The organism is Roseibium sp. RKSG952, assembly GCF_009711355.1.
The window spans coordinates 18593-34645 of the sequence record NZ_SMMF01000891.1; the positions used below are offsets into that span (position 1 = coordinate 18593).

General features: G+C 58.6%; 14 protein-coding genes. 8 read left to right on the forward strand and 6 right to left on the reverse strand.

Annotation, left to right across the window (positions count from 1 at the left end):
• The first annotated feature begins 5 nt into the window (after positions 1-5).
• Both E1297_RS14765 and E1297_RS14770 read left to right on the forward strand, forming a co-directional pair.
• A complete protein-coding gene (locus E1297_RS14765) occupies positions 6-710 on the forward strand; it encodes a protein-L-isoaspartate(D-aspartate) O-methyltransferase (RefSeq protein ID WP_244327772.1) in 705 nt (234 codons plus the stop codon).
• Between the two features lie 114 nt (positions 711-824).
• Positions 825-2054, forward strand: coding sequence for a M23 family metallopeptidase (locus E1297_RS14770; protein WP_196223323.1), 1230 nt, complete (start codon positions 825-827; stop codon positions 2052-2054).
• Between the two features lie 91 nt (positions 2055-2145).
• On the opposite strand, the gene E1297_RS14775 is transcribed toward E1297_RS14770, so the two are convergent.
• Both E1297_RS14775 and E1297_RS14780 read right to left on the reverse strand, forming a co-directional pair.
• On the reverse strand, positions 2146-2646 hold the full coding sequence (locus E1297_RS14775; protein ID WP_209015800.1) for a DUF2165 domain-containing protein: 501 nt from the start codon (positions 2644-2646) through the stop codon (positions 2146-2148).
• A gap of 164 nt (positions 2647-2810) precedes the next feature.
• Positions 2811-3683: an ATP-binding protein gene (locus tag E1297_RS14780; RefSeq protein ID WP_155139447.1), complete on the reverse strand. Its 873-nt coding sequence runs from the start codon at positions 3681-3683 to the stop codon at positions 2811-2813.
• A 233-nt stretch (positions 3684-3916) separates the two neighbouring features.
• Between E1297_RS14780 and yajC the strand changes: the two genes are divergently transcribed.
• The 5 genes from yajC to E1297_RS14805 all read left to right on the forward strand — a co-directional run bounded on the left by yajC (position 3917) and on the right by E1297_RS14805 (position 8217).
• A complete protein-coding gene (gene yajC / locus E1297_RS14785) occupies positions 3917-4249 on the forward strand; it encodes a preprotein translocase subunit YajC (RefSeq protein WP_155139449.1) in 333 nt (110 codons plus the stop codon).
• Positions 4250-4332: 83 nt separating this feature from the next.
• Complete coding sequence (gene secD, locus E1297_RS50310) at positions 4333-5943, forward strand: protein translocase subunit SecD (protein WP_155139452.1); 1611 nt, start codon at positions 4333-4335, stop codon at positions 5941-5943.
• A gap of 15 nt (positions 5944-5958) precedes the next feature.
• Positions 5959-6918: a protein translocase subunit SecF gene (gene secF / locus E1297_RS50315; protein WP_368669566.1), complete on the forward strand. Its 960-nt coding sequence runs from the start codon at positions 5959-5961 to the stop codon at positions 6916-6918.
• A 10-nt stretch (positions 6919-6928) separates the two neighbouring features.
• A complete protein-coding gene (locus E1297_RS14800; RefSeq protein ID WP_155139454.1) occupies positions 6929-7306 on the forward strand; it encodes an Mth938-like domain-containing protein in 378 nt (125 codons plus the stop codon).
• Positions 7307-7365: 59 nt separating this feature from the next.
• Positions 7366-8217: a phytoene/squalene synthase family protein gene (locus tag E1297_RS14805; RefSeq protein WP_155139455.1), complete on the forward strand. Its 852-nt coding sequence runs from the start codon at positions 7366-7368 to the stop codon at positions 8215-8217.
• A 73-nt stretch (positions 8218-8290) separates the two neighbouring features.
• Here E1297_RS14805 and trmFO read toward each other — a convergent pair whose 3' ends face one another.
• From trmFO to uvrA, 4 genes are all read right to left on the reverse strand, one after another.
• Positions 8291-9706: a methylenetetrahydrofolate--tRNA-(uracil(54)-C(5))-methyltransferase (FADH(2)-oxidizing) TrmFO gene (gene trmFO / locus E1297_RS14810; RefSeq protein WP_155139457.1), complete on the reverse strand. Its 1416-nt coding sequence runs from the start codon at positions 9704-9706 to the stop codon at positions 8291-8293.
• 769 nt (positions 9707-10475) lie between these two features.
• A complete protein-coding gene (locus tag E1297_RS14815; protein WP_155139459.1) occupies positions 10476-11135 on the reverse strand; it encodes a sterol desaturase family protein in 660 nt (219 codons plus the stop codon).
• 336 nt (positions 11136-11471) lie between these two features.
• Positions 11472-11621 (reverse strand): DUF1127 domain-containing protein, encoded by a 150-nt coding sequence (locus E1297_RS14820; protein ID WP_155139461.1) that lies wholly within the window; start codon positions 11619-11621, stop codon positions 11472-11474.
• A 646-nt stretch (positions 11622-12267) separates the two neighbouring features.
• Entirely contained in the window at positions 12268-15195 is a 2928-nt protein-coding gene (gene uvrA, locus E1297_RS14825; RefSeq protein ID WP_155139471.1) for an excinuclease ABC subunit UvrA, read from the reverse strand.
• Positions 15196-15762: 567 nt separating this feature from the next.
• Between uvrA and ssb the strand changes: the two genes are divergently transcribed.
• The coding region (ssb, locus tag E1297_RS14830; RefSeq protein ID WP_155139473.1) for a single-stranded DNA-binding protein at positions 15763-16053 on the forward strand (291 nt) is incomplete at its 3' end.

The window sequence follows — 16053 nt, forward strand, 5'->3', positions numbered from 1 at the left end:
AGGCAATGTCGGGACCCGTGACCTCTAACGGAATGTTTGCTGATTTCGAGACCGCGGCCGAGCCGGCTGCCGATGAAATCGAGGCGCGGGCCGGGCTGGTTCTGGCGCTTCGGGGCAGGGGGATCGGGGACCGGACCCTGTTGTCGGCCATTGAGCGGGTACCGAGGCGGTTGTTTCTGTCCGCCCGCTTGCACCGGCTCGCCTATGATGATGCCCAATTGCCGATCGAGTGCGGTCAGGTGGTGTCGGCACCCTCCCAGGTGGCTCGCATTGCGCAGACCCTGCAACTCAAGCCGGACCACAGCGTTCTGGAAATCGGGACAGGGTCGGGTTACCAGGCTGCCGTTCTGGCGCATCTTGCCGGGCGCGTCGAGACGATCGACCGGTACAAAACCCTATGCACGCTGGCAGCCCAGCGGCTTGCGGCACTCAAGCTCGACAATGTCAGCGTCCACCACGAGGACGGATTGCTGGGCCTGAAATCCCGCGCCCCTTTCGACCGGATCATACTGACGGGTGCCGTGACCGAAATCCCGGAAGTCCTTTACAGCCAGCTCGCACCGGCGGGGATGATCATCGCGCCGGTCGGACCGGCTGGAAGTCCGCAGGTTCTCACGCGGGTGCGCAGGACGCCGACGGCGGATGTCGCCGATCAGATCGGAGAAGTCCGGGTGGTGAGTCTGATGCCCGGCCTCGCGCAGGTGCTGTGAAATTGCGGAAATCATCGCGGCCATCCGCATTTCCCCCTGGTTGTTCAGTCTTTGTAAACCTTACTGAACTCTAATCATCGCCAATCTGTTCACTGTCCCGGGTTGAGTGGTGCGATGACCAAGCGGATGCGTATCCTCCGCAGCGATCTTTTGTGCAGGGTTGCTTTCATTTCAATGACCGCAGCTGTTCTGGCTGGCTGCAGCTCCGCTGTCGAGCGGTTCGGCGATGCGCCGGTCTACACTGGCGGCACGGAAAATCAGCGCGACATCCTCGCGGAAAACAATCGTCAGCCGACCTATCAGGAAATCTCAGAAGGCCCGGCCGGAACACCTGCCGGGCTGCCGTCAGGCAGCTCCCAAACGCGCACGGTTTACACCGGTTCCTTGCCGCAACAGTCGGCAACAAGCAACAGCGCGGTGCGGTCGGCCCCCTTGCCGGAGCCGGCCATTGTTCAAGCGGGCGAGCCTGCGGCTCCGGTATCGTCTCGCAAAACCACCACTCACAGCGCGCAGCCGGTTAGGGCGGCAAACAACAATCGCCCCGTTCAGCTCACCTCGGCAGCACCTGCGACACAGTTACCAGCCACACGGTCACCGGCTGATGCTTCCGTGAATTACGGCAATGTCCCGTCGCCGGACAAAAAGCCGGTGCACAGTGCCTCCAGCCGTCAGGTTCGGACCGCCAGCGTTGCGCCTCAGCAATCGGCGCCATCATCTGCGTCACAGCCCGTCGTTGTTGCCTCCCTGCCGCAGCAAAAGCCGGAAGAACAAGTGGTTTCCCGTGTTGTAACCACGTCGAAGGCCGAACCCGCTGTGCCCGCCGCAAATAAGACCGCGGCACCCGGCGCACAAGCTGTGGAGACGGCTGCTGTTTCACCGAAAGCCTCCGGCGCAGACGTCCGGCCGACGGAAGCCATCAAGCGTCCGGTTGGTGTGGCAAATGCTGAGCCGGCGGATGCCGGTGCTCCGCGCTTCAGGTGGCCGGTTCGGGGCCGGGTCATTTCGGACTTCGGTTCAAAACCGGGCGGGGCACGAAACGACGGGGTCAATCTTGCAGTTCCCGAAGGCACGCCGGTCAAGGCGGCAGATGAGGGGACTGTAATCTATTCAGGTAATGAACTGAAGGGTTACGGCAATCTCGTTCTGATCCGTCATGATGAGGGGTGGGTGTCCGCCTACGCGCATAACAGCGAACTGAAAGTGAAGCGCGGCGATGCGGTCCGGCGCGGCGATGTGATTGGTTTGGCAGGACGCACAGGGTCCGTCACCCAGCCACAAGTGCATTTCGAACTGCGTCAGGGCAACAAGCCGGTTGATCCGGTCAAGTATCTTCCGAAGGGTTAGACGGTGACCCACTTGCAGAATTAATGGCCGCCTTCGCCGGAAGGCGGCTTTTTTGTTTTTACGGTGGGGGGGCTGCAGATGGCAACCGGCTCTAGGTTTCCGGCTGCTTGAGGTAAATCAGGATCAGAAGCAAGAGGGCGGAAAATAGAAATGCAGCTTCCGTGCCTGACCATTGGCTGCTTTGCCACATCAGGAACCATTCGCCACCAATGGTCAGAAATCCCGTGAACCAGAGCAATACGCCCAAGGTGAGGCCAAAAGCCGACAGTCCCTTCGCGTTTTCAAATGCTTCTTCTGGTTTCCCGATGTTGCGTGCGAGTTTGAACGCGCCAAAAAGGCAAAGTGCGGCCACGAGGAACTCCGCCACGACAATAGCGGCAAAGGCAACATAATGGAGCGTGGGATTTGTAATTGCGCGCCAGAACAAGGGGGTGTTTGGAAACACGGTGTCCATGGACAAGACGTGCCGAACAAATGGCAAGTTGGCTTGCGGGTCTTGTAGATTGGACAGGCATGTCAGCAGCGCGAACAGACCCGCGCTGCCCACCAGCAGCACTTTGGAAACTTGAAAACACACTATTTTTCCAGACACGCCCTGACCTCCTGACTGGTTGGTCGCAGTGACCTTCAAGCAAGAGATTAAAGGCGCATTCCGTCAGGTTTTCAATATCTTGATCTGATTTTCTCAATTGGAAAATCAGACCTGCCGCGAGTTGGTGTCAGGTTGATTTGTGCTCTGGAACTTGCACCTTGAAACTAGTCCAGCCTTTGTCCCAGCCGTCCGGCGAGGTCCTGAATGAACTGGTAGGCGACGCGCCCTGACCGGCTGCCCCGGGTTGCTGACCACTCCAGAGCGAGGGCCTTGAGGGCCTCATCCTCGATATCGAGCCGGTAATGGGCGGCATAGCCGGCGATCATTTCGAGGTAATCTTCCTGGCTGCATTTGTGGAAGCCGAGCCATAACCCGAACCGGTCGGAGAGCGAGACTTTTTCTTCCACAGCTTCTCCCGGGTTGATTGCAGTCGACCGTTCGTTTTCGATCATGTCGCGCGGAAGCAGGTGACGCCTGTTCGAAGTGGCATAGAAAATGACATTTTCCGGCCGGCCCTCGATCCCGCCTTCAAGCACAGCTTTCAGGGACTTGTAGGACGTGTCGTCTTCGCCAAAACTCAAGTCGTCACAGAAAATGATGAAGCGGAAGGGAGCGGGACGGATCAGATCCATGAGTGCCGGAAGGCTGTCGATGTCCTCCCGATGGATTTCGATCAGTTTCAATAGGGGCGCAGAGCTGTTCTGATTGACCGCGGCATGTGCCGCCTTGACCAGAGAAGACTTGCCCATCCCGCGCGTACCCCAAAGCAGGGCATTGTTGGCCGGCAGGCCCTGGGCAAAGCGTCTTGTGTTGTCGAGTAGCAAATCCCGCACATGTGTCACGGCGCGTAAAAGTGCGATATCGACGCGATTGACTTTCGGAACGGGCTGCAATGCGCCGTCGGCCGGAGCCCAGACAAACGCATCGGCCGCAGCCCAGTCCGGGGCAGGGGCTTTCGCCGGGACCGCACGCGCGATCAACTCGAGCAGCGAATCGAGTTTTGCGTTGAGTTTTTGCAGTTCGCTTTGGTCAGACATATGGCCTTGCATCCCATTGTCAAAACGCCCATGTGTGGGCGGTTCGTTAAGGGGCGAAGAACTATCACGTGATAATGGCATCGAAAACTGCGCGAATGCAGGATCCGGTACGCATGACGCACCCGCGATCCCTTGAAAACGCGCGCGCCACCGTTATAGTCCGCGCCACAGAAAAACGGCCCGACGTCGCGCCCATAGGGTGGAGACGCGATGGGGCATTCTAGGAGAGTTTAATGTTCATCACACCCGCCTACGCACAGGACGCTCTTGCCGGGGCACCATCCATGCTGGTGCAGATCCTGCCGTTCGTGCTGATCTTTGCGATCATGTATTTCCTGATTATTCGTCCGCAACGCCAACGGATGAAAAAACATCAGGAAATGGTTGCCAATTTACGCCGCGGCGATACGGTCGTCACCAGCGGCGGCCTCATCGGCAAGGTGGCCAAGGTCGTTGACGACGGCGAGATCCAGATCGAGCTGACCGAGGGTGTTAAGGTCCGCATTGTGCGGTCGATGGTTCAGGAAGTCCGTACCAAGTCGGAGCCGGCCAAAGAAGGCGCTTGATCATACGCACTTTGGAATGACCTTTGCCGGGCCAGCAGGATTCTCTCGGATCAGGCCCGGCACACAAGCACAGGCTTACCGTCATGCTCTATTTTGCTCGCTGGAAGATCGCGCTGATCGCTCTGGTGATTTTTGCAGGGTTCATCACGACCCTGCCGAACTTTTTTTCTGCCAAAACGCTTGAAAGCTGGCCAGACTTCCTGCCGAAAAAGCAATTGGTGCTGGGCCTGGACCTGCAAGGCGGTGCCTACCTGCTTTATCAGGTGGATGAGCAGGACTATGTCCAAAAACGCCTGCAGGCACTTGTCGGGGAAATACGGACCGCGCTGCGCGAAAATCCCCGTATCGGCTATACGGGGCTTGGCGTTCAAAATGACGGTGCACAGGTGCGCATCCGCGACCTCAGCCGGTTGAATGAAGCCGAAGAGCGGCTTGAACCCTTGCGCAATCCCCTGGCATCGTCCCTGTTTGGCGGGCAGCCCGTGGACGAGTTCAATATTTCGGTCTCAGATGACGGTCTCGTCCGGTTTACCTATTCAGAAGCCGGGCTGAGAGACCGGATGCAATCGATTGTGCAGCAATCGATTGAGGTGATCCGCCGTCGTGTCGACGAACTGGGGACGACCGAGCCCAGCATTCAACGTCAGGGCACAGATCGCATTCTGGTGGAAGCGCCGGGCGAAGACGATCCGGAACGGCTCAAGGATCTCGTGGGCCAGACGGCTCAGCTGACCTTCCATCTGGTTGACACCTCCATGTCGGCTGAACAGGCGCTCCAGAGCCGCCCTCCAGCAGGCACCATGATCCGCTATTCGATTGATGACCCGCCAATCCCCTACCTGCTTGATGAAACACCGCTTCTGAGTGGTGAGGATCTTGTCGATGCGCAGGTAAGCTTTGACCAGCGCACCAACGAGCCTGTGGTGAACTTCCGGTTCAACACCTCGGGTGCACGCAAGTTTGCCACGGTGACCCAGCAGAATGTTGGGCGTCCGTTTGCGATCGTTCTCGACAATGAGGTGATCTCCGCACCGGTGATCCGTGAACCCATTACAGGCGGTTCGGGTCAGATTTCCGGGAGTTTCACGGTTCAGGGCGCAAATGATCTTGCTGTTCTTTTGCGGGCAGGTGCATTGCCTGCAAAGCTGACCGTGATCGAGGAGCGCTCGATCGGTCCGGGTCTTGGTGCCGACTCTATTGCAGCCGGGGAAATTGCCTCGCTCATTGGCGGTGCCGCGGTGATCATCTTCATGATCCTCGCCTATGGCCGGTTCGGGGTTATCGCCGATCTGGCACTTGTCGCGAACATCTTGCTGATTTTTGGCGCGCTGACCACATTGCAGGCAACACTGACCCTTCCGGGCATTGCCGGGATCGTATTGACGATCGGCATGGCGGTTGATGCCAACGTGCTGATCTTTGAGCGTATCCGGGAAGAAGCAAGAGCGGGACGATCTGCGATTACCGCAATTGACGCTGGCTACAAGCGTGCGCTGGGGACCATCCTTGACGCGAATGTTACCACCTTGATTGCAGCCGTCATCCTGTTCCAGCTCGGTTCTGGACCGGTCCGCGGATTTGCGGTCACACTCGCCATCGGGATTTTCACGACAGTGTTCTCTGCATTCACTTTCAGCCGGTTGCTGGTTGCCCTTTGGGTACGTGCCCGCAGGCCTTCCAAGCTGCCAATCTAAGACGGGAGAAGACTTGTGGCATTGATGAGACTTATTCCCGACCACACGAACTATCGCTTCATGTGGCTGCGCAAGGTGAGCTTTCCGATCTCGTTGGTCATCGCGATTGCATCGGTTGTCCTGTTTTTCAGCATCGGGCTGAACTACGGCATCGACTTCAAGGGCGGGACAGTGATCGAACTGAAAACGCCAGGACCGGCAGACATTGCCGGGATACGCTCGGAAATGAACCAGTTGAACCTGGGCGATGTTCAGGTTCAGCAGTTTGGCGGAGACGACGAGGTTCTGGTCCGGATCGAGGAGCAGCCTGGAGGCGAATTGGCCCAGCAGGCGGTGGTCGGCAAGATCCGGGCCCTGTTTGAAAAGGACAATTACACGTTCCGCCGGATCGAGGTGGTCGGACCACGGGTTTCGGGGGAATTGGCCCGAGCCGGGTTGATCGCGGTCGGTGCGTCGCTGTTTGCGATCCTGATCTATATCTGGTTCCGGTTCGAATGGCAGTTCGCTGTGGGCGCGATTATCACGACCGCCAACGACGTCTTGGTCACGATCGGTTTGTTTGTGCTTCTGAGGCTTGATTTTTCCTTGTCGAGTATCGCGGCAGTCCTGACCATCATCGGCTACTCTTTGAACGACACAGTGGTCGTTTATGACCGGATCCGCGAAAATCTGCGCAAATACAAGAAAATGGACTTGCCCGAAGTTCTGGATTTGTCGATCAACCAGACATTGTCGCGGACGGTCCTGACTTCGGTCACCACGCTTCTGGCGCTCTTGTCGCTCTACATTTTCGGCGGCGAAGTGATCCAGTCCTTCACCTTGGCGATGATCTTCGGGGTTCTGATCGGCACCTATTCGTCGATTTTCCTCGCAGCTCCGCTGCTGATCCTGTTGAAGTTGCGTAGCGACGGATCGGGAGGCACCGAGAAGGAAGGAACCGCCAAGGCGAAACCGGCCAAGACCGGGAGCGCTTGAGGATATCTTGATGGAAATTCGTGACGCGCATTTTCCCGGACGCGCACCCGTCGACGCCTATGGCGGCGGCGGGTTCCGCTTTGCTGAGATGTCCCACCGGGGCTCGATCCTGTGCTTGCCAAGCGGCATCTATGGCTGGGATGTTTCAGCTCCGGAGAACCTGTCTGTGGCGGCCCTTGAAAAGGTTCTGGCAGAAGCCGGGGATATCGAGGTTTTACTGATCGGAACCGGGCAGGACCTGCGTCCTCTGCCGCCCGAGATCCGCGAGGCCTTTCGCGAGGCCGGGGTTTTGGCGGATCCTATGTCGACAGGGGCGGCGGTCAGGACGTTGAACGTTCTGTTGTCCGAGGACCGGGCCGTCGCTGCGGCGCTTGTCGCAGTTGACTGATCAGATCTTTCCGGGCCCGCTTGGCGAGCTGGCCCGGAAGAAGGGGGCAGCCAAACCAGATGACTTCAAATTATGACCATGCAGCCGAGAGTGTGCGGGTCCATGACTGGGACCGCTATCTCTCGGTTCTGTTTGCCCATGAAAGGCATCGGCCGGGTCTTTTCGCGCTATATGCCTTCAATGCCGAAATTGCCCGGGTTCGGGATCAGATCAGCAATCCGATGCCTGGTGAAATTCGGCTGCAGTGGTGGCGTGACCTGATCGAGGGGCAGGCACATGGCGATGCGGGAGGTAATCCTATGGCTGCGGCCTTCATGGAAACAGTCACGAAATACGATCTGCCAAGGCACTCGCTGACGGCCCTCATTGATGCGCGGGTCTTTGATCTTTACGACGACCCGATGCCGAGTTTGAACGACTTGGAAGGCTACGCTGGTGAAACGGCGTCGGCGATCTTCCAGCTTGCGGGGCTTATCCTGAACGATGGTGCGGACCCAAAATCCGCAGAGGCGGCAGGCCATGCGGGAGTCGTTTATGCGATTGCCGGTCTCATGCGGGGCCTGCCGCAACACGCCGCGCGCAGGCAGATGTATTTGCCAGCCGACGTGCTCGCGCGGCACAATGTGGATGCCGAGAAGGTGTTTGCCGGTGAAACAACGCCCGAATTGCGCGGGGCCCTGGGTGAAATGGCCGGGCATGCGCGCCATCACCTGAAGCGCGTCGGGCAATTTGCGAAGGATCTGCCCGTGGCTCTCGCACCGGCCTATTTGCCTCTTGCACTGACAGAGCGCTATTTGGGCAAGCTGGAGAAGGTGGACCGGGACCCGATCAAGGAGCCTGTCGAGATATCTAGGTTGCGGCGTCAGTGGACCGTGTGGCGCGCATCGCGAAAGCCGTTTTCCGGTTTCTGAGGGCAAAAATGCGTTTGCGGACTTTTCATGAAGTCGTAAAAAAACCGCGCGGCCTGTTCCGCGCGGTTTTTAATTATTCGGCCGCCATGCGAGGTTCCAGCGGAGAAATCCAGTGCTCGAAGTCGGCTTTGGCCCTTTGGGTCATGACCAGTTTCTTGGCGCGGGTCTTGTCCTTGCCCTTCAGGCGTTTGCCGGTCTCGTCGGTCTTCGGGGCTTCAACAGGCGGGAACAAGCCGAAATTGACATTCATCGGCTGGAACGAGCGGGGTTTTCCGGCGTCTTCATCGCGCGCGATATGGCCGCCGGTGATATGGGCGAGCAGAGCGCCCATGGCGGTTGTGTCAGGTGGCGGAGCCACATCCTGCCCCAGCCGCTCCTGCACGGCGAAAATCCCGGCCATGCAGCCGACACTGGCGGATTCGACATAGCCTTCGCACCCCGTGATCTGACCGGCAAACCGCAGACGCGGTTCAGCCTTCAGGCGGAGGCGGCCGTCCAGCACCTTGGGACTGTTCAGGAATGTGTTGCGGTGCAAGCCGCCAAGACGGGCGAATTGGGCATTTTCAAGTCCCGGGATCATCTTGAAGATTTCGGCCTGGATGCCGTATTTCAGCTTGGTCTGAAACCCGACCATATTGTAGAGCGTGCCGAGCGCGTTGTCCTGGCGCAGCTGAACGACGGCATAAGCCTTGACCTCCGGATTGTGGGCATTGGTCAAACCCATCGGCTTCATCGGGCCATGACGGAGGGTTTCCCGGCCCCGCGACGCCATCACCTCGATCGGAAGGCAACCGTCGAAATAGGGGGTGTTGGCCTCCCATTCCTTGAAGTCGGCCGTCTCGCCCGCAAGCAGCGCATCGATGAAGGCTTCGTACTGGTCCTTGTCCATCGGACAATTGAGATAGTCCTTGCCGGTTCCGCCCGGCCCAACCTTGTCATAGCGGGACTGGAACCAGGCCTTGTCGAGATCAATGCTGTCGAAATGGATGATTGGGGCAATCGCATCGAAAAACGCAAGCGCATCCTCGCCGCTTTTGTCGAGAACAGCCTGTGACAATGCCGGGGAGGTCAGGGGGCCGGTGGCAATGATCACCTCCTGCCAGTCCGAAGGCGGCAGACCGGCGATTTCCGCGCGCTCGATTGTCACCAGCGGGTGGTTTTCGAGCGCCTTTGTCACCGCGTCGGAGAAGCCGTCCCGATCGACGGCCAGGGCGCTGCCCGCAGGTACCTGATTGGCATCGCCGCATTGCATGATCAATGAACCGGCGCGGCGCAATTCATGATGCAGAAGGCCAACCGCATTTTGCTCGGAATCGTCGGAGCGGAAGGAGTTCGAGCACACCAGTTCGGCGAGGCCTTCCGTCTGATGGGCTTCGGTCTTGCGGGCAGGGCGCATTTCATGAAGCACCACCGGAATACCGCGCTGCGCGATTTGCCAGGCAGCTTCCGAACCGGCGAGACCGCCTCCTATCACATGAATTGGCGTCATGGGTTTTCCTCAACCTGGGTTGATTGTTTGTGATTGGCGCTGCGTGTGCAGGAGGGTCTGCATCGCGCGCTGACAGTCCCGGCAGAATTGCAATAGCACTGCCGGTCTATTTGAAGCAGACAGATACAGTTTTCCGCCGGTTCCGGCAATGAGCGGCTTATGTTTTTTGCTGGGAGAAGGCCCTCAGAAACGATAGGCTTGTGAACGGCTATCGGTCCCTTGAAAGGGCGGAAACGACATGTGTGCATTCCTGTTCCATTTGCCCAACTGCATGGCCGTCTCTGTACTAGTAAGCTTGTCGGCCTGTGCAGCGCAATCCGGTGGCAACGCCCTCTCGTGGTACGGCAATCATGACGGCATCGCGCCGCGCGCGGAACGGATTTACATCTGTCACGGATTTGGATGTGCCTACAAAACACCGGTTTCGTACACTGGAAGCGATCTCCGCCGATTGCGATCAATTCTCTCGAGCGGGCGCGGCTCCGCCCAGGCAGAGCGTCGCGCAATTTCAAGAGCCGTGCAATGGCAGGAAAGACGGGTTGCGAGCGCCGCAGGATCATCTTCGGACATCGGCGGCTTAGACCTTCATAATGCGGGTACACGAGGCCAAATGGATTGTATTGACGAGGCCACCAACACGACATCGCTTTTGCTTCTCGCGCAGCGTCACGGGTTTCTGCGCCACCACACCGTATCCTCTCCCGTTGCGCGCGGCTTTTTCCTCGATGGCAGATACCCGCATGCAACCGCAACGGTCCGGGACAAGCGGTCAGGTGTGGTCTTCGCTGTTGACTCTTGGCCGCGTGCCAATGGTGAGCCGCCGGTGATTGCCGATCTGAGCATCTGGTTCAGCCGCCGCGCCCCCTGAATGGGGGCTTTTCGTCGCGGGCGCGTCCTTTGGCCGGTAGTAGGTCGCGAAAATGAAATCCCAGATCGGTGTCGTCACTCCATAGTTCCGGGTCGGATCAGCATAGTGATGCAACATGTGATGCCGCATCAGATAGCGCCCAACCGGGTTGTCCATCTTGCACTTGTGGGTGCTGAAATGGACGGCTTCATACAAAAAGTATCCAAGCCCGGTTCCAAGTGCATAGGAGCCCGCATGCGGCCAGGGGATGAGCACAGACAAGGCGAATGCAAATACGATACACATCGACAAGGGTTTGAGCGGCCTTTCGATAATTGCGATGTCCGGCGCTTCGGGTTTTCTGTGATGCGTCCGATGTGGAATGGACCTTTCCACGACCTTGTCCCATTTCGGAATTAAGGGGTCACGATGCATCAGCCAGCGGTGAATGGCATATTCGGCAAATGTCCAGCTGAGCAGGCCCGAAGCAACGAGACCGGTGACCGACAAATGATGCAGTTCGCCTATGACTATAGCGGCAGGAAGAAAAATGGCGGCTGATGCGCCCCAATAGGCTACCATGAAAGGGAAGCGCCCGTCCCGGGCGGCTTCTGTGATCAGGCCGTTTTTGCGGGGGATACGCGTCTAAAACTGAGTTGGTTTGCCGGTCACCAGACGATCTGCTCCACTCGTGCCATGTGATCTACCAAGGCTGCCGTAGCGGAAGTTTGTCAAGGCTATGGAGCGAATTAACTGTTTGACCGGAAGGTGGAACGTATTGTTTGGCGTCAAGCCTGATGACGCCACTTAAAAAAACGCCCGCCGGAGGGAGGGCCGGCGGGTGTTGGTTCAGGCAGCGTTCGCACGCAAGCTCTGATGCACGCAAACCAAGAGATGGTTGCGGCGCGGAGTACTGTACTAGCGAATGGAAGCGCGCGCGTATCTGTCGATGTCGACGCGGGAAATCCCGAGATCGGTCAATTCCCGGTCACTCAGGGAAGACAGCTCGTCATAGGTTGTCCGGTAACGCTTCCAGTTCTTGTATTTGCGAAGGACCGTATCGATCATGGTGGCCTCACTCTCTCTTTTGTTTTGTTGCCGGATCTGGCGCCTTGTCTCGGCGCGTTGTCCTGCTCATCAAGTGTTGGCACACATCTAATGCTGCGCTGCAACTTGAGCTAGGGGGGGAGCTGCAATCCAGATCTGCCAAAAATGCAGGTCAATACCGTGAACCATGTTCCCGCCCGAAAGCGTCAAGCAACAAAGGCTTGGCGACTCAAGGGGGGGGCGTCCGGACGCAGGCCCCATGGTTCATGCGTCAAACATTTCTATTGTGATGTGTCTTGAAATCGGGCCGCTTCAGAAAAACGATCGCCCGCCAGTGGGAGGAGGAACTGGCGGGCGTCGTTTTGACGTGGCGAGGTTGGGAGGAGGATACCCCGCCGGGTCGCACGCTCTAGTCGGTCTGGGAGGAGGTGACCTTTCAAGCGCGAACTGAAAATATCATAGCTCAAACTTTCCGTTTACGTAAGCGGAAAGTTTCGCTCTTGTTGAGGATTGATATAGTTTACCGTCCTAAATTATAGAAGCGCGATCTGCGCATGTCAGTCATGCGAAGGATGCATTGCACAAGGAAAGCTCTGCAAAATCAGCGCGACTGTTAAAAAAGACCGGAAATTCGGTCTTTTTTTGCCTGTGCGGCGCAGCATACCGATTACTCGGCGGCGGTTTGCGGCCTGTGTGGGCGGCGTTCCAGCAGTTCCTTCAGGAAGTGCCCTGTATAACTTTGTCGCACTTCGGCCACGTCTTCGGGCCGGCCGGTGGCCACAATCGTTCCGCCGCCGTCACCTCCCTCCGGCCCCAGATCAATGATCCAGTCGGCCGTCTTGATGACCTCGAGGTTATGTTCGATCACCAGCACCGTGTTGCCCTGCTCAACCAGCTCGTGCAGCACTTCCAGAAGCTTGGCGACATCGTGAAAATGCAGCCCGGTGGTCGGTTCATCCAGGATATAGAGCGTCCGTCCGGTCGAGCGTCTGGACAGTTCCTTGGCCAGCTTGACCCGCTGGGCTTCGCCGCCTGACAGGGTGGTGGCCTGCTGGCCGACCTTGATATAGCCGAGCCCGACCCTTGCAAGGGTTTCCATCTTGTCGCGCACCGCCGGAACAGCGGAAAAGAAACCGGCGGCTTCTTCAACCGTCATGTCCAGAATATCTGCAATCGACTTGCCCTTGAACTGGACCTCGAGCGTTTCCCGATTATAGCGTTTGCCCTTGCAGACATCGCAGGTCACATAGATGTCCGGCAGGAAGTGCATTTCGATCTTGATGACGCCGTCGCCCTGGCAGGCTTCGCAGCGACCGCCCTTGACGTTAAAGGAAAACCGTCCGGGCGCATAACCGCGCGCCTTGGCCTCCGGCATTCCGGCAAACCATTCGCGAATGGGCGTGAAGGCGCCGGTATAGGTGGCCGGGTTTGACCGCGGCGTGCGCCCGATGGGCGACTGATCGATGTCGATCACCTTGTCGAGCGTTTCGAGGCCGTCAATCCGGTCATGGGGGGCCGGGTTGTCGCGGGCTCCATTGAGCCGTCGTGCGGCCGCCTTGTACAGGGTGTCGATCAGGAAGGTCGACTTGCCGCCGCCGGACACCCCGGTCACGCAGGTGAAAGTGCCCAGCGGAACGTCGACCGAAACATCCTTGAGATTGTTTCCCCTCGCGCCGACGACCGAGATTTTCTTCTTCTTGTTGATTTTCCTGCGCTCGGGCGGCATCGGGATCATGCGCGTGCCCGACAGATACTGCCCTGTCAGCGATTTCGGATTTGCCATGATGTCATTTGGTGTGCCACTGGCAACCACCTCGCCGCCATGGACGCCCGCTCCGGGGCCCACATCGACCACATAGTCAGCGGTCAGGACGGCATCTTCGTCATGCTCGACGACGATCACCGTGTTGCCGAGGTCTCGCAGATGCTTGAGCGTGTCGAGCAGGCGGGCGTTGTCGCGCTGGTGCAGGCCGATCGAAGGCTCGTCCAGTACATAAAGCACTCCGGTCAGGCCGGAGCCGATCTGGGAAGCGAGCCGTATCCGCTGGCTTTCTCCGCCAGACAGCGTGCCCGACGAGCGGGACAGGGTCAGGTATTCGAGGCCGACATCGTTGAGGAATTTGAGCCGCTCGCGAATTTCCTTAAGGATCCTGCCAGCGATTTCCTGCTGTTTCGGTGTCAGTTGATCGGGGAGGGCGTTGAACCAGTCACCTGCCTCGCGTATCGAGAGCTGGGTTGCATGTCCGATATGGCGCCCGGCGATCTTGACTGCGAGGGCCTCGGGCTTCAGGCGATATCCGTTACAGGCCGGGCAGGCGTGATCGGATTGAAAACGCGACAGTTCCTCGCGCACCCAGGCTGATTCGGTCTCGCGCCAGCGGCGCTCGATATTGCCGATGACGCCTTCAAAAGTCTTGTCGGTGCGGTAACTGCGTACGCCGTCATCATAGACAAACTCGACCGTCTCCTTGCCCGTTCCGTTCAAAACAGCGTTCTGGAATGCCTTGGGCAAGTCCTTCCAGGCGGTTGCCATAGAAGCGTCGAAGTGGCGGCAAAGGGCCTCCAGCGTCTGGGTATAATAAGGCGAGGTCGAGCCGGTCTTGGCCCAGGGCAGGATCGCGCCTTCGCGCAGGGACAGGGTGTGGTCCGGGACAACCAGATCAGCCTCGAAGGCAAGAGTGGTGCCCAGACCATCACATGTCGGGCATGCTCCGAACGGATTGTTGAAAGAAAATAGCCGGGGTTCTATTTCAGGGATCGTGAAGCCGGAGACCGGACAGGCAAATTTCTCGGAAAAGACCAGCCGTTCGGGAGCGCCCTTGTCGTCGGCGCGGTCCGCGAACTCGGCAATGGCTATGCCGTCGGCAAGTTGCAGGGCGGTCTCGAAGGAATCTGCCAGCCGGCCAGCAATATCATCCCGCACAACGATCCGGTCGACCACCACGTCAATGTCGTGCTTGAATTTCTTGTCGAGCGCCGGGGCATCGGCGATCTCGTGGAAGGCGCCGTCTATCTTGACACGCTGAAAGCCCTTCTTCATCAGCTCGGCCAGTTCCTTGCGGTACTCGCCCTTGCGGCCGCGCACGATCGGCGCGAGCAGGTAAAGCCGCGTGCCTTCCTCCAGATCCATCACCCGGTCGACCATCTGGCTCACCGTCTGGCTTTCGATCGGCAAACCGGTGGCAGGGGAATAGGGAACCCCGACACGCGCAAACAAAAGGCGCATGTAGTCATAGATTTCGGTGACGGTGCCGACCGTGGAACGCGGGTTGCGCGACGTTGTCTTCTGTTCGATCGAGATTGCCGGGGACAGACCGTCGATCTGGTCGACATCCGGCTTCTGCATCATTTCCAGAAACTGGCGCGCGTAGGCAGACAGGCTTTCGACATAGCGGCGCTGGCCCTCGGCATAGATCGTGTCGAATGCAAGGGATGACTTGCCCGAGCCGGACAGGCCCGTCATGACGATCAGCTTGTCGCGCGGCAGGTCGAGATCGACCCCCTTGAGGTTGTGCTCCCGGGCGCCGCGAACGGAAATGGTGCGTGTCGGATCGGTCTGAAGGCCCGGGGCCTGGGTCTTGGCTTTTTGCGCCATGTGTCTGGTGTGCCTCTGGGTCGCACGGAGCCAGATATCGCCGTGCCAAGTGGGACTGTCGGTGTTGATGCTGTCCGACGGAACGGACACCGCGGATATAGCACCTTTCGGCCGAGGTTCCAGCCGTGCCGTGACTGTCAGTCTTCGCGAGCTATTCCGCAGGCTCCCAGCATAGAAACCGAAAAGGTACAAAACAAGAACAAATTTGTGGCAATAGGTGCAGCGCCGGATTACTGTTTACGTCCGAACCTCTCGGCAATGGAAATCGGGCAACTGCGCAGGGAGCGGCCACGCTTTTCATCCGGGCGAAAAACACGGACTGGGATGATTTTGGGGCGTGACTGCCAGCCGGTTTGTGGAAAAGCGCGGCGGATGGGGGAAATACGGCGCCCGGCAGTGAATGACAGGATATGGTCTGGTACCGAATGACAGCCTTTGGCGGAAGAGGTCTGGAAGCCTGCAGGCAAGGCTGATACAGCCGCTCTCGGCAGGACAGGAAACCGGCAAGCCACAGCGGATCACGGCTTGAGTGGGTGCTTGAGCAATCAGATTAAGGAAGGAACGACAATGGCGGGCAGCGTCAATAAAGTCATTTTGGTTGGCAATCTCGGAGCGGATCCCGAAATCCGCCGGACTCAGGACGGCCGCCCGATCGCCAATTTGAGGATTGCCACCTCGGAAACCTGGCGCGACCGCAACAGCGGCGAGCGGCGCGAGAAAACCGAATGGCACCGGGTGGTCATCTTTAATGAGGGCCTTTGCAAGGTCGCTGAAAATTATCTGCGCAAGGGCTCCAAGGTTTACCTCGAGGGCCAGCTGCAAACACGCAAGTGGCAGGATCAGTCCGGTCAGGACCGC